Here is a 12,968-nt window from a genome sequence, read left to right on the forward strand (position 1 = left end):
TGCTCGATGCCGCGCGCGCCACCGCGGACGCGCGGTGGGGCCGGCCGCGGGAGGGCCACCGGCCCGTGTACCTCGTCGCTCCGGCCGGTCACCCCAACCACGGCGACGAGCAGCTGTTGGCGGGGTGGCTGCGCTACCTGCGGCACGCACTGCCGGGGACGCCCGTCGTGGTGGACTGCCACACGCCCGGCCAGGCGGCGGTCCTGCACCATTCCGAGCACCCGGACGTGCTCTTCACCGACACCCTGTGGCGCCTGGCCTCCGAGCACACCGGCGCCGACGAGGCGATCGGGTTCTGTCGCGCCGCGGTGGGCGACCCCGGGCTGCGTCCGGCGCTGGCCACGGGCATCGACCTGCTGCGCAGCGCGTCTGTGGTCCACCTCATCGGCGGCGGCTATGTCAACGACCTGTGGCCGCATCACCTGGGCGTGGTCGCGGCGGCGGGGGAGGCCGGCCGGGCGGCGGGCGCGCGCGTGGTGGCCACCGGTCAGGGGTTCGTGCCGTGCGGGGACGCCGGACGGTTGGCGGGGGCGTTGCGCGACTACGACCTGGTCACCGTCCGTGACGCCGACTCGTTCGAGCTCCTCGCGGGCACGGGGGTGCCGGTCCGTCACGTGGGCGACGACGGCTGGCTCGCCCTGTCGGCGGCGGGTGTCGTCGAGGCCGGCGACCACCCCGTCTACTCGTCCGACCCGGACGCGTGCCGCGACCTGGTGCTGTGCGCCCAGTCCGACCTGGTGGAGCCCGAGGTCCTCGCCGACACCGTCGCGCGGATGCTCGCCGCGTGGGCGGTGCCGGGCGAGCGGATCACCGTCGTCGAGTCGATCCCCGGTGGGGACCGGGTGGTGTGGGACAGGGTGTGTGCGCGCGCGGCGGCCGCGTCCGGCGCCGACGGTGGACAGGGTGGATACGACGGCGACGACGAGGTGGGCCGCGCCTTGGCCGATCTGCGGTTGCCCCGCGCGCGTTTCGTGCCGTTCCAGGAACTGTGGGCCACGGGTCTGCCCGCCCGGCCGGGGCAGGTCTGGCTGACCACCCGTTTCCATCCGCATCTCTTCGCGGCGGCCCGCGGGGCCTCCGGGGTGGCACTGCGGTCGGGGTCGGCCTACTACGACGTCAAGCACGGGGCGCTGCTCGCCGCCGGGTCGCGGTGGAGTTCTGTGGCGGCGGACGAGGACCCGCGCTCCGTCGTCTCCGGGGTGCCCGCGGCGGGTGGCGTCGATCCGGCCACCGTCGCCGCGCTCGTGGAGGTCGCGGAGCGGTTGGCACAGGAGATCTACGCGGGGGTCGTGGGCCGCACGCTGCGGTGATACGCAGGCGGATCACCGGGCGCGAACACCTACTGTTCATCGGTGGCGCCGAGGTCTACTGTCTGACCTCGTGACTACGTATGGGCGGGTGTCACCGTCTGTGATGAGGCGGTGGGCGGGCTGGGCGACGTTGAGTCCGGTCCGGGTCGTCGCCCTGAGTTTCGCTGCGGCGATCGCGGTGGGGACCGGGTTGCTGCTGCTGCCCGCGGCGGTGGCGTCCGGGGGCGCCACCAGTGTGACCGCAGCGCTGTTCACGGCGACGTCGGCGATGTGCTTGACCGGGTTGATCGTGGTGGACACCCCTGTGCACTGGTCGGGATTCGGTCAGGCGGTCATTCTGGGGCTGATCCAGGTCGGTGGCCTGGGGATCATGACCATGGCCTCGTTGGTGGGGCTGATGTTGGCGCACCGGATCGGACTCAAGGCACGGTTGAACACCGCGGCCGAGGCCCGGGCGGCCGAACTCGGCGACGTGCGGGGCGTGGTCGTGGGCGTGGTCCGGATGAGTCTGGTCATCGAGGCGGTCACCGCGGCGGCGCTGGCGATTCGTTTCGCGGTCGGGTACGACGAGCCGGTGCTGCGGTCGCTGTGGCTGGGCGTGTTCCATTCGGTCTCGGCGTTCAACAACGCCGGGTTCGCGCTGTACAGCGACAACGTGATCGGCTTCGCCACCGATCCGTGGATCTGTGTGCCGTTGATGGTGGCCGTGATCCTGGGCGGGTTGGGCTTCCCGGTCCTGTTCGAGGTGGGGCGGCGCATCCGCCGGTCCGGGTCCGCGGCCCGGGAGCACCCGCGGTGGAGCCTGCACACCCGGCTGACCGTGCACGTCACGGCGATCCTGCTGCTGGCGGGGTTCGCGGCGGTCCTGGCGCTGGAGTGGACCCGCACGCTGCAATCGTTCGGTTTCGCCGACAAGGTCCTGGTGGCCGCGTTCCAGGGGACGATGCCCAGAACCGCCGGCTTCAACAGTGTCGACTACGCCCTGATGGACGATGCCACCCTGCTCGTGACCGACGTGTTGATGTTCATCGGAGGTGGCAGCGGAGGCACTGCGGGCGGGATCAAGGTGACGACGTTCGCTCTGCTGCTGTTCGTCATGGTCGCCGAGGTGCGGGGCGAGAAGTCGGTCACGATCTTCGACCGCCGTGTGGACACCCGCGTCCAGCGCCAGGCGTTGGCCGTGGCCCTCATCGGTATCGGGTTGGTGACGGTCTCGACGATCGTGCTCCTGGCGGGGACGCCGTTCGGGCTCAATGAACTGTTGTTCGAGGTCACCTCCGCGTTCGCCACGGTGGGGCTGTCCACCGGCATCACCGCGCAGCTTCCCGAGTGGGGTCAGTGGACACTGATCGGACTGATGTACCTGGGCCGGATCGGCCCGATCACCATGGTCAGTGCCCTGGCCGCTCGCCAACGCGGGCGACGGTACGACCTTCCCGCAGAAAGGCCTCTCATTGGCTAGGAAATCAGCACCGGACGCCGTGGCAGTGCTCGGTCTCGGCCGGTTCGGCAAGTCGCTCGCCCTGGAGTTGATGTCCCAGGGCGCGGAGGTGTTGGGTGTCGACGCGAGCGATGCGGTCGTGCAGAAGATCGCCAACCGCCTCACGCACGCGGTGGTGGCCGACACCACAGACGAGGAGTCCCTACGTCAGTTGTCGGTGCACGAGTTCGATCGCGCGGTGGTGGGGATCGGCTCCGACCTCGAGGCCAGCCTGCTGACCGCCTCGGCCCTGATCAATATGGGCGTGGCCAACGTGTGGGCCAAGGCGATCAGCAACTCCCACGCCAAGATCCTCACGCAGATCGGTGTGCACCATGTCGTGCGGCCGGAACACGACATGGGCAAGCGGGTGGCCCACCTGGTCCGCGGCCGGATGATCGACTACATCGAGTTCGATGACGGATTCGCCATGGTCAAGACGACCGCCCCCGCGTTCGCGACGGGTCGCAGTCTCGGTGCGACCTCGATCCGCACGGACCACGGCGTGACCGTGGTGGCGATCAAGCGTCCCGGGGAGGGCTTCACCTACGCCGCCGCCGACACGATCCTGCACCCGGGGGACACCATCATCGTCTCCGGAAAGGTGCGCGACACCGAACGCTTCGCGGAGCTGTCCTAGACCGCGATTCCCGTCCGTGAGGTGTGGGTTCTGTCGCTGACGCGAGGCGGACGGCTTTTGTGCAACTAGTTGCACAAAAGCCGGCGCGACCGTACGGTCGGGGGAGAAGTCTGCTCCGCCCCGCTCACGATAGGACTGCTCATGGCCCTTCCCTCAGTGCTCGCCGGCCCGCTCACCGTCCCGGTGGTCGCCTCGCCGATGTTCATCTACTCCGGCCCCGAGCTGGTGGCAGCGCAGTGTCAGGCGGGGGTGATCGGGTCGTTCCCGGCGCTCAACGCGCGGCCGCAGTCCGCACTGGCCGAGTGGATCGAGCAGGTGCGGGAGAGCAACGAGGCGTTCGCCGCCGCGAATCCCGACCGGTACGTCGCCCCGTTCGCGGTCAACCAGATCGTCCATCGCTCCAATGATCGGCTCGAGCAGGACCTGGCCACCGTCGTCGAGCACGAGGTGCCGATCGTCATCACCTCCCTCGGTGCGCGCGAGGAGGTTAACGAAGCCGTCCACTCGTACGGCGGCATCGTCCTGCATGACGTGATCAACGACCGGTTCGCCCGCAAGGCCGTCGAGAAGGGCGCGGACGGGCTCGTCGCGGTCGCCGCGGGCGCCGGGGGGCACGCCGGCACCCAGTCGCCGTTCGCGCTGATCAGCGAGATCCGCGAGTGGTTCGACGGCCCGCTGCTGCTGTCCGGGGCCATCGCCCACGGTCGCTCGATCCTCGCCGCGCAGGCGGCCGGTGCCGACCTCGCCTACGTGGGTTCGGCGTTCCTCGCGACCGAGGAGTCCCGCGCCACCGACGCCTACAAGCAGATGATCGTCGACAGCGGCGCCGGCGACATCGTCTACAGCAACCTCTTCACCGGTATCCACGGGAACTACCTGCGGGGCAGTATCGAGGCCGCCGGCCTGAACCCCGACGATCTGCCCGAGTCCGATCCCTCGGCCATGGATTTCGGCTCCGGGGGGACCACCGACTCCAAGGCGTGGCGCGACATCTGGGGCGCCGGTCAGGGCGTGGGCGCGGTGGACTCGGTCGGGCCCGTCCGCGAGCTGGTCGAGCGGCTGCGGTCCGAGTACGACGACGCGGTGGCGGCCCTCACCGCGGGTCTGCCCGCGACCCGCTGACCCGATGTCGCTGAAGTTCGCGATCCTCACCTCCCTCACCGAGCGGGAGGGCAGCGGCATCGAACTCGCCCGCCGGTTCGACAAGTCGATCGGGTACTTCTGGCCCGCGACCCACCAGCAGATCTATCGCGAGCTCGATCGGCTGGCGTCCGCGGGCCTCATCCGCGAGCTGCCGCAGCAGGGACCGCCGCGGCGGGGACAACCCAGGAGGTTCGCCGTCGCCGACACCGGCCGGGCCCTGCTGGTGGAGTGGATCGGGGAGGACGACGAGCCCGAACCGATGCGCTCGAGCCTCGCGGTCCGTGTCCGCGCGGCCGCGGCCACGGGTAGGGTGGACGACCTTCGGCGGGCCCTCGGGTACCACCGCCGCCAGCGGGTGGAGAACCTGCGGCGGTACCGGGAGATCGAGGAGCAGGACTTCGCCGACCGCGACCCGGTTGAGGTCCGGGGTGCGCTCCAACACCAGGTGCTCAAGTTGGGCATCCAGGCGGAGCAGGCGTGGGTGGGCTGGTGCGACGAGACCCTCGACCTGCTGGATCGCCTCAGTCGACCGTGAGCAGGATCTTGCCGTGGCTCTCGCCCGACTCCAGCAGGGCCAGTGCGTCTGCGGCCCGGTGGAGCGGGATCTCGCGGGAGACCCGGGTGGTGACGTCCCCGGCCGCGACCATCGGCCACACCTGGGCCACCACCTCCCGGCAGATGCCGGTCTTGCCGCCGGGGCCGTCCGCGGGTCGGGCCCGGAGGTTGGTCGCGAGGACGCCGGCCCTCTTGGGCAGCAACCGGCCCAGGTTGAGCTCACCCTTCACCCCGCCCTGCAGGCCGATGACGATGACGCGACCGTCCGGCGCCATGGACGCGATGTTCTTCTCCAGGTACTTCGCGCCCATCACGTCCAGGACCAGGTCGACGCCGCGGCCGCGCTCGTCGTCGTCGGTCCAGTCCTTGACCCGTTCGACGAAGTCCTCGTCCCGGTAGTCGATCACCAGCTCAGCGCCCAGCTCGCGACACATGGCCACCTTCTCCGGCCCGCCGGCCGTGGTGGCGACCCGGGCGCCGAGCGCGCGGCACACCTGGATCGCATGGGAGCCGATGCCGCCCGCGCCGCCGTGGATAAGCACCCGCGGCGCGCCCAGTTCGATCCGGCCCCAGTGCGCGTCCGCCGCGAGGACGCCCCGTCCGAGCCCGCCGGTCATCGCCAGGTTCGACCACACCGTGCACGCCACCTCGGGGAGCGACGCCGCCTCGTGCAGCGAGACCCCCGCCGGAACGGGCATGACCTGGCCCGCCGGGACGGCGACCTTCTCGGCGTACCCGCCGCCGGCCAGGAGGGCGCACACCTCGTCGCCGACCGCCAGGCCCTCCACGCCCTCACCGACCGCCGAGATGCGCCCGGAGCACTCCAGGCCCAGGATCTCCGAAGCGCCGGGCGGCGGCGGGTAGTGCCCCTTGGTCTGCAGGAGGTCGGCGCGGTTGACGGCCGACGCCGCCACGTCGATGAGCACCTCACCCGCGGCCGGGACCGGGTCGGCGACCTCGGTCAGATGCAGGGAGTCGGGACCGTTGTCGTACGCGATGGCCTTCATGCCCTCGACCGTAGCCGGACTGCGTGAGGGCGGGCGAGGTGAACTAGCATGGGCGACGTCGTACAGCCGGTTCCACGTGGAACCGGCGTGGCCGCGCATGTCGGGGCCGGCGGCGAAGGAAGTGTGGCAGAGCGGCCGAATGCACTCGCCTTGAAAGCGAGCGTGCCTGAACAGCACCGGGGGTTCAAATCCCTCCACTTCCGCACAGGGCCCGGCTCTCGAGGGCCGGGTCAGGCGGTGGTCTCGCGCAGATCGGACGCCGAGACGTAGCGGATGATCTCGAGGACCCGCGTGTAGGAGCGGGACTTCCCCGACACGATCGAGGTGTGGTCCTCGTCCTCGAACATGACGATCTTGGCCCTGCCACCCCGACGATTGACCTCGTCCACGTAGCGCTGGGAGTTCTCCGGCGCCACGGTGACGTCCTGCCTGCCGTGCAGCGCGATCACCGGGGTCCCCGTGTCGATGTTCTGGATGGGATCCACCGATGCGTAGCGGCTCGACACCTCGTCGGGTGTGCCCCCGAGCACGGTGACGATCCTGTCGTCCCCGTGGGTGGCCCCGTAGGTCATGTCCAGCGGCCCGGCGATCGAGATGGCGCGGGTGGGGCGGAAGCTGGGCTTGGAACCCCCCTCCCCGTCCTCGAGCCGGTGTCGGGTCGCGGCCCAGACGGCGAGTTGTGCGCCGGCTCCGTGGCCCACCACCACCTCGTCGTCGGTGGTGATCTGCGGGAACCTTCTGTCGACCTCGGTGACGTGGTCGAGCGCGTCGGCCACGTCGCGGAAGGTGATGGGCCAGCCGCCGCCCGACCCGATGTGTCGGTACTCGATGTTGTAGACCGCCATCCCGCGGCTGGCGAGATCGCGGGCCAGGTGATCGAACGAGCCCGCCCCGCTCTCCTTGTGCCAGGCCCCACCGTGGATGAGCACGGCCAGTGGGATGGAGTCGACCTTCTGGTCACCTGCCGGGAGGTAGAGGTCGGCCCAGTTGAGCTCCGGGTCGGGAGCGGGGTAGCGGGTGGGGTACTCGAAGCGCTGCACCGTCACCTCGTCCAGCCGCACCGGGCCGGCGTACGTCGGTTCGACCACGGGGGCCGCGCTCGTCGTCATGCATCCGGCGAGGAACAGCGAGCCGACCGTCAGGGCCGCGCCGAGCACGGCCGACCGTCTGTGCCTGCTGCGATCTCGTCCTGACATGGTGCCCGCTTCCTCAGGAGTAAATAAGGCTGGAAATCCTTTTTCTCCATGTGGACACGTCAGCGAAGCGCGGAGGTGTGGCCGGAAGTTCGGAGAGTGAAGCCCATCTTACAAATTTTAGGAGGATTTCGGCGTTCCGGGTGTCCCCGAGTTCGTCCCCGCCGGGTCACGGCGTGTCAGCGCCCGCCCGCCCGGGGTTCGTCCCCTCCCGTCGCGGCCTCGTCCTCCGCGACGGCACCCTCGGCTCCGGGCAGGCCCGCGCCGACCCCGCCGACGTCGGTGATCGTCCAGTCGGAGGCGCGGTCCATGGTGACCGTGTAAGTGGCGGTCGCCGCGACGCCCTCCGGGGTCTGCTTGCTCCGGGACGTCATGTCCACGAAGACCTGGACGACGAACGTGTCCCCGTCGGTCTCCGAGACCTCCGCGGCGAGCAGGCGTGCGGTGGAGGTGTACTCCATCCGCGTCAGCCAGGGGCCCACCACGTCGACGGCCGCCTCGAGCTTGGGGGCGAGCTGATCGCTCACGCCCTCGGAGAGGGCGTCGCGCCATCCGTCGAGATCCTCGTAGTCGACAGCGGAGACCGCCATCGCGTACTCGGAGGCCGCCTCCTCGGCCGCCGCCTCGGTGTCGAGCCGTCCCTGCAGCTGCGCGAGCCGGGCGTCCGAGTCGTCGGTGGCCCAGAGGGTGGCGAAGACGGCCGCGGCCACGAGCGCCACGACGGCCACCACCGCGAGGACGCGCGTCGATCGCCACCACGGCTTGATCCGGGCGCTGTCCAGGGCTACCCCAGTGCGCTGAATCGGGTGTGCGACCTCGGGTGTCAGTCGATCACGCGGACGCGGCCGGGCTCGGGCGCCCGCAGCGGGCCCTCGTCGGTCGCGTAGCGGATCACCGCGTCGAGATCGGTCAGGCCGGCCTCTCGGCGGTCCCCGCGTTCGGCCAGCACCGAGCCGCCCCACTCCGGGGAGGAGAGGAACTCGCTCACCACGACGGTGTACTCCCGCCGCGGATCGATCGGCTCGTCGTCGACCTCTATCTCCGTCACCCGGTCGCCCGCGGGGCGCCCGGCGTCGACGGTGTAGCGCACGTTGGCCGACACCGCAGGGCCGTTGCGGCCGATGTCGTCGGCCAAGTGGTTGAAGGCGGCGCGGAGTTCCCCGCCGGTGACGGTGACCAGGTACAGGCGGTCGCCGTAGGGCTGCACGGTGTGCAGGGTGGCGTAGTCGAGCGGGCCCGCGGGCAGATCGGTGCGCAGCGAGTCGGGGTTGGACACGGCGAGCTGCGCGCCCCGGCCGCGGGTGGCGGAGAGCTGCGCATCGGCGATGAGGTCGGCCAGCGGGGACTCCCCGTCGGCGTTCATGGCCCGGCCGATGGTCTCGTCGGCGGTGCCGATGACCTCGCGGGCCTCGGGCGCCGCGGCGGCCTGTGCCTGGCGGACGAGTTCCTCGGTCCCGGGGTCGGGCTCGATATCCAGGTTGACCGTCTGGTTGAACGCCGAGGTCTGCGGGCGCACCACGTCTCCGGTGGCGGTGTCGACGGCGAAGTCGACGACCGTGACCGACCGGCCGTGGGACGCCGGCGCCACGACGATCCGCTCGTCGTTCTCTGAGTCGAAGACACGGCACGTGGCCGGGCCCCCGGAGGCGCCGACGATGAGGGCGTCGACGGCCGGGTTGAGGTCCTCGACCAGTTCGAGGTCGGTGAGGGCCTCGGGGCAGGAGCCGGGGTCGAGATTGCCGTGGGCCGTATCGGACTGGACCAGGGCGACGATCGTCTCGACGCCGAGGAACCGCAGCGACTCGACGGTCTCATCGATCGCCCGGAACGGGTCCGCCAGGCGGGTCGTGGTCTCGGGGACGGACTCGGACGGCGCGGTGACCGCCACGACCCCCACCCGGACGTCGCCGACGCGGTGGATGGCGAACGGGAACGTCGGGGCCGCGTCGTGCGACGGGATCACGTTGGAGGCTAGGAACGGGAAGGCCGCACCGCGGAAGGGCGGCAGGGGCGGGTCGATCCGACAGTCCTCCTCCGTGAGGCAACCCGGCTTGACCAGTGAGCGGACGTGGTCGGCGCCCTTCTCCAGCTCGCGCCGGCCGATGCCGGCCCCGTCCACGCCGAGCCGGTTGAAGAACTCGACGGTCGGACGGTCGCCCAGGAGCGCGGCCTCGGGCGCGGTCCCACCGATCGAGTCGCCCGTGGCGAGCAATAGGGTGTTCTCGGCCTGGGCGCGGAGCTTGCTGATGGTGGCGGCGAGGTGGGGCCCGCCGCCGGCCGGTCGGACGTTCCCGGAGCCGTCCCGCAGCTCGCCCTGAAAGCCGACGGGACGGGAGAGCGCGCCGGAGAACTCGCCGATCCCGAGGACCCGCACGGTCGTGGTCTCGGCGGCGGGGCTCCACGGACGCCCGGTCTCGCTGGTCCGGGCGTCGGCACCCGGGACGGCGACCAGCGCGGACACGAGGGGCGCGAGGGCGAGGGGGATCAGTGCCCGGCGGGCGGGGCGCCGGGGTCCGGGCGTGGGTGGGGCTGCGGGACTCGCCTCACGGCGGGGACCTCGCAGCTGCACACCGACTCCTGGGGGATCGTGACCCGCGGCTCTCGCGGGATGGGCGCGACGACCGGGGCGTCGCATCCAAACCCGACCCATCGTGCCGCCGCGAGGTCACGGGACCCCGCCGGAAGCATCACATTCCGGTCACGAATTCGCGGGCGGCCGCGAGGAACCGATCGTTCTCATCCGGGTCGCCGATCGTCACCCGCACCCCGTCGCCGGCGAAACACCGCGTGACGACACGGTGGTCGCGGCAGTGGGCGTCGAAGTCGGACGCGGCCTCCGCGAGCGGGAGCCAGACGAAGTTGGCCTGGGTGTCCGGGACCGCGTGGCCCATGTCGAGCAGCGCGTCGCGCACCCGTGAGCGTTCGGCGACGACCGCGTCGGTGCGCGCCCGCAGTTCGTCCCCGGCCTCCAGGCAGGCGATCGCCGCGGACTGGGCCAGCGAACTCACGGAGAACGGCACGACCATCTTCGCCACCGGCACCACCAGGTCGACGGGCCCGACGAGGTAGCCGACGCGCAGGCCGGCGAGCCCGTACGCCTTGGAGAAGGTGCGCAGGGAGACCACATTGCGACGGGCCATCACCTCCGCGACACCGTCCACCTTGTCGTCGTCGTCGCCCCTCACGTACTCCACATAGGCCTCGTCCAGCGCCACCGTGACCCGCTCGGGGACACGGTCCAGGAACGCGCGCAGTTCCGCGCGGGGAACGGCCGGCCCCGTGGGGTTGTTGGGGGTGCAGACGAAGATCAGGCGGGTCCGGTCGGTGACGGCCCCCGCGATCGCGTCGAGGTCCAACGACCCGTCGGCGCGGTTCGGGACCGACACGGGCACGGCGTGGGCGATGCGGGAGATGATCGGGTACGCCTCGAAGGAGCGCCAGCCGAAGATCACCTCGTCGCCCGGGGCGCACACCGCCTGGACCAGCTGCTGACACAGGGCCACCGAGCCGCAGCCGGCGGTGACGTTCTCGGCGCCCACGTCCAGGAAGTCCGCCAGGCGCTCGACGAGTGCGCGGGAGGTGATGTCCGGGTACCGGTTGGCCGCCGCCGCGGCGTCGGCGATCGCCGCGGCCACGCTCGGCAGGGGGCCGGCGGTGGTCTCGTTGGACGCGAGCTTCACCGCGCCGGGCACGGACGCGCCGGGCACGTAGGCGGGGATCGCGTCGAGGTCACTGCGCACGTCGGGGGACATGCCTACAGAGTAGGACCAGCGGTTCTCGGGCCGGTGTCCGGCCGTTTTGCGAACCGGCAGGGCGTGTGTGTACTGTAAATCCTCGTTGGCTCGCAGAGCCTCCAGGAGGCGTGCCAGAGCGGCCGAATGGGACTCACTGCTAATGAGTTGTCCTCCTAAAAGGGGACCGGAGGTTCAAATCCTCTCGCCTCCGCCATGCCGGAAGCCCGGGAGACCGGACATCTGGCACGACAGAAGAATATGAGTATGCGCCCGTAGCTCAATGGATAGAGCACTTGACTACGGATCAAGAGGTTAGGGGTTCGAGTCCCTTCGGGCGCACAAGTGCAGGAGACCCCGCCACCGGCAGAGATGCCGGAGGCGGGGTCTTCTCGTCGGCGGTGGGGGACGGCCCGGGCCGGCGTCAGCGGTCGGCGGCCCGCCGGAACGTGCGCAGGGTCTCGACCTGGTCCCACACCACGATCACCCAGACGGCCGCGACCAGCCCCCAGCGGATGGCGGTGGCCGGGCCGCCGTCGCCGTCCGCGGGGACGAGGTCCGGGTGCAGCACGGTCTGCTGGCTCAGGACGAGGGCGGTGAGGAAGACGCCGAACACGATGTCGGTGGCCATCTCGAGCGTGAGGCGGCCGCGCGACCGCCCCGGCCGCGCCGGGCGCCACACCTGGATGAGCGCGAGCACGCCGATCAGGACCAGGTAGCTCACGACCCAGCCGGTCGGGATGTCCGGGTTGATCAGCGGCTCGCCCCCGTTGAGGTGGCCGATGTAGAGGAACGTCGACGGGATGAACGGCACGCCGGCCAGGAGTGCCAGCATCACGAGCGAGACGATCGCGTCGGCACGCGTGTCGGTCCCGCTACCCGTGCGGTCGAGGTCGTTCGGATCCCAGGTCGGCGTCCGCGAGAGCGCGTTGCTCGCGCCCTCCGGGGTGGTCCGCTCGATGATCACCACCACGAGTGTCCACGCCGCGAAAGTCCAGAGAAGTGCGGCGGACACGGAGGTGACGAGCTGGGCGATGAGGTCGCCGAGCTGGGGGACGGGCGTGGTGGAGACGTAGAGGATGCCGCCGGCCACCGCGGCGATCGTGCCGACGACGGGCACGAGCCACCGCAGCACGCGAGACCACACGGGGTAGACGTCGGGCCCGACGAGGTACTGACGCACGCCCGAATACCGGCGCGCGAGCTGCGCGGGGTCGCCCAGGCGGCGCAGGACCGTGTGCTCGGCGGTGGCGGTATCGATCCGGCCGTCGGGGCCGGTGTCGGCGTCGAGTTCGGCGGCGATCATGTCGTCGATGGTCGCGGCGATCTCCTCCGAGATGTCGCCGCGCTGGCCCTCGGGGAGGTGGCGGACCACCTCGGCGATGTAGCGATCGGTGAGTCGGGGCATCACGCATCCGCCTTCCGCAGATCGTCGTAGCCGGCGCCCAGCGCCAGCCATTCGGTGTGCAGCCGCTCGGCGGTCTCGGCGCCGAGGGCGGTGGTCTCGTAGTACTTGCGGGGCCGGGGGTCGTCGGTGCGCCAGGTCGACGTGAGCAGGCCCTGGCCCTCCAGGCGGCGCAGCAGCGGGTACAGGGTGTTGGCCTCGGTGACGATGCCGACGTCGGCCAGCGTGGTCAGCAGTCCGTATCCGTACTTGGGCGTCCGGCACGCGATGAGGCTCGCCAGCACCACGGATCCCCGCCGGATCTCCTGGAGGTGGGTGCCCTGTACTGCGTCTACCTCGTCGTCCATGTCTCGCACCATAGTGTGTGACGCACACTATGTAAATGGCACACACCGTGGCCGCCGCGCGGGGTCGCGCCGGGCCGGGCCGTGGCGCGCCGGCCAGTTTCGTTCGAATCCTTGTGCGCTCGGTGGCGCGCCGGTATGATCGAACTATAGTTCGACA

Annotated in this window: 12 protein-coding genes and 3 tRNA genes; 8 read left to right on the forward strand and 7 right to left on the reverse strand. The window is 71.0% G+C overall.

Annotation, left to right across the window (positions count from 1 at the left end; all coding sequences use genetic code 11):
- The 5 genes from HMPREF3086_RS02890 to HMPREF3086_RS02910 form a co-directional block, all read left to right on the forward strand.
- The coding region (locus tag HMPREF3086_RS02890) for a polysaccharide pyruvyl transferase family protein (protein WP_246830879.1) at positions 1-1,310 on the forward strand (1,310 nt) is incomplete at its 5' end.
- A gap of 103 nt (positions 1,311-1,413) precedes the next feature.
- A complete protein-coding gene (locus HMPREF3086_RS02895) occupies positions 1,414-2,772 on the forward strand; it encodes a TrkH family potassium uptake protein (protein WP_070720089.1) in 1,359 nt (452 codons plus the stop codon).
- 19 nt (positions 2,773-2,791) lie between these two features.
- Positions 2,792-3,430, forward strand: coding sequence for a potassium channel family protein (locus HMPREF3086_RS02900; protein ID WP_061229485.1), 639 nt, complete (start codon positions 2,792-2,794; stop codon positions 3,428-3,430).
- A 141-nt stretch (positions 3,431-3,571) separates the two neighbouring features.
- Complete coding sequence (locus tag HMPREF3086_RS02905; RefSeq protein ID WP_070720092.1) at positions 3,572-4,552, forward strand: NAD(P)H-dependent flavin oxidoreductase; 981 nt, start codon at positions 3,572-3,574, stop codon at positions 4,550-4,552.
- Positions 4,553-4,556: 4 nt separating this feature from the next.
- Positions 4,557-5,108 carry a PadR family transcriptional regulator gene (locus HMPREF3086_RS02910; RefSeq protein WP_070720094.1) on the forward strand — a complete coding sequence of 184 codons (552 nt, stop codon included), beginning with the start codon at positions 4,557-4,559 and terminating at the stop codon, positions 5,106-5,108.
- Here the strand turns inward: HMPREF3086_RS02910 and HMPREF3086_RS02915 are convergent.
- Positions 5,095-6,135, reverse strand: a complete 1,041-nt coding sequence (locus HMPREF3086_RS02915; protein WP_070720096.1) for an NAD(P)H-quinone oxidoreductase — start codon at positions 6,133-6,135, stop codon at positions 5,095-5,097. The two genes, HMPREF3086_RS02910 and HMPREF3086_RS02915, sit on opposite strands and share 14 nt — an antisense overlap.
- 117 nt (positions 6,136-6,252) lie before the next feature.
- On the opposite strand from HMPREF3086_RS02915, the gene HMPREF3086_RS02920 reads away from it, so the two are divergent.
- A tRNA-Ser gene (locus HMPREF3086_RS02920) sits at positions 6,253-6,338 on the forward strand.
- 27 nt (positions 6,339-6,365) lie between these two features.
- Here HMPREF3086_RS02920 and HMPREF3086_RS02925 read toward each other — a convergent pair.
- From HMPREF3086_RS02925 to HMPREF3086_RS02940, 4 genes are all read right to left on the reverse strand, one after another.
- Positions 6,366-7,331: an alpha/beta hydrolase family protein gene (locus HMPREF3086_RS02925; protein ID WP_371441645.1), complete on the reverse strand. Its 966-nt coding sequence runs from the start codon at positions 7,329-7,331 to the stop codon at positions 6,366-6,368.
- A 176-nt stretch (positions 7,332-7,507) separates the two neighbouring features.
- Positions 7,508-8,056 (reverse strand): hypothetical protein, encoded by a 549-nt coding sequence (locus tag HMPREF3086_RS02930; protein ID WP_141763963.1) that lies wholly within the window; start codon positions 8,054-8,056, stop codon positions 7,508-7,510.
- A gap of 95 nt (positions 8,057-8,151) precedes the next feature.
- Positions 8,152-9,897: a bifunctional metallophosphatase/5'-nucleotidase gene (locus tag HMPREF3086_RS02935; protein ID WP_246830880.1), complete on the reverse strand. Its 1,746-nt coding sequence runs from the start codon at positions 9,895-9,897 to the stop codon at positions 8,152-8,154.
- Between the two features lie 118 nt (positions 9,898-10,015).
- Entirely contained in the window at positions 10,016-11,080 is a 1,065-nt protein-coding gene (locus tag HMPREF3086_RS02940) for a histidinol-phosphate transaminase (protein WP_070720101.1), read from the reverse strand.
- Between the two features lie 104 nt (positions 11,081-11,184).
- Between HMPREF3086_RS02940 and HMPREF3086_RS02945 the strand changes: the two genes are divergently transcribed.
- Together HMPREF3086_RS02945 and HMPREF3086_RS02950 are read left to right on the forward strand one after the other, a co-directional pair.
- A tRNA-Ser gene (locus HMPREF3086_RS02945) sits at positions 11,185-11,276 on the forward strand.
- Positions 11,277-11,328: 52 nt separating this feature from the next.
- Positions 11,329-11,401 (forward strand) — tRNA-Arg (locus tag HMPREF3086_RS02950).
- An 82-nt stretch (positions 11,402-11,483) separates the two neighbouring features.
- Here the strand turns inward: HMPREF3086_RS02950 and HMPREF3086_RS02955 are convergent.
- Both HMPREF3086_RS02955 and HMPREF3086_RS02960 read right to left on the reverse strand, forming a co-directional pair.
- Positions 11,484-12,467: an HAAS signaling domain-containing protein gene (locus HMPREF3086_RS02955; RefSeq protein WP_070720103.1), complete on the reverse strand. Its 984-nt coding sequence runs from the start codon at positions 12,465-12,467 to the stop codon at positions 11,484-11,486.
- Positions 12,467-12,811, reverse strand: coding sequence for a PadR family transcriptional regulator (locus HMPREF3086_RS02960; protein WP_007633348.1), 345 nt, complete (start codon positions 12,809-12,811; stop codon positions 12,467-12,469). The genes HMPREF3086_RS02955 and HMPREF3086_RS02960 overlap by 1 nt, the downstream gene beginning before the upstream one ends.
- Positions 12,812-12,968: the final 157 nt, after the last annotated feature.

The sequence above is a fragment of the Dietzia sp. HMSC21D01 genome, from assembly GCF_001815995.1.
GTDB classification, from domain to species: domain Bacteria; phylum Actinomycetota; class Actinomycetes; order Mycobacteriales; family Mycobacteriaceae; genus Dietzia; species Dietzia cinnamea.

Coding starts and splice junctions, on each gene's coding strand:
- HMPREF3086_RS02960 (WP_007633348.1), bottom strand. CDS start 12,811: ATGGACGACGAGGTAGACGCAGTACAGGGCACCCACCTCCAGGAGATC.
- HMPREF3086_RS02905 (WP_070720092.1), top strand. CDS start 3,572: ATGGCCCTTCCCTCAGTGCTCGCCGGCCCGCTCACCGTCCCGGTGGTC.
- HMPREF3086_RS02955 (WP_070720103.1), bottom strand. CDS start 12,467: ATGCCCCGACTCACCGATCGCTACATCGCCGAGGTGGTCCGCCACCTC.
- HMPREF3086_RS02895 (WP_070720089.1), top strand. CDS start 1,414: ATGAGGCGGTGGGCGGGCTGGGCGACGTTGAGTCCGGTCCGGGTCGTC.
- HMPREF3086_RS02925 (WP_371441645.1), bottom strand. CDS start 7,331: ATGTCAGGACGAGATCGCAGCAGGCACAGACGGTCGGCCGTGCTCGGC.
- HMPREF3086_RS02910 (WP_070720094.1), top strand. CDS start 4,557: ATGTCGCTGAAGTTCGCGATCCTCACCTCCCTCACCGAGCGGGAGGGC.
- HMPREF3086_RS02915 (WP_070720096.1), bottom strand. CDS start 6,135: ATGAAGGCCATCGCGTACGACAACGGTCCCGACTCCCTGCATCTGACC.
- HMPREF3086_RS02940 (WP_070720101.1), bottom strand. CDS start 11,080: ATGTCCCCCGACGTGCGCAGTGACCTCGACGCGATCCCCGCCTACGTG.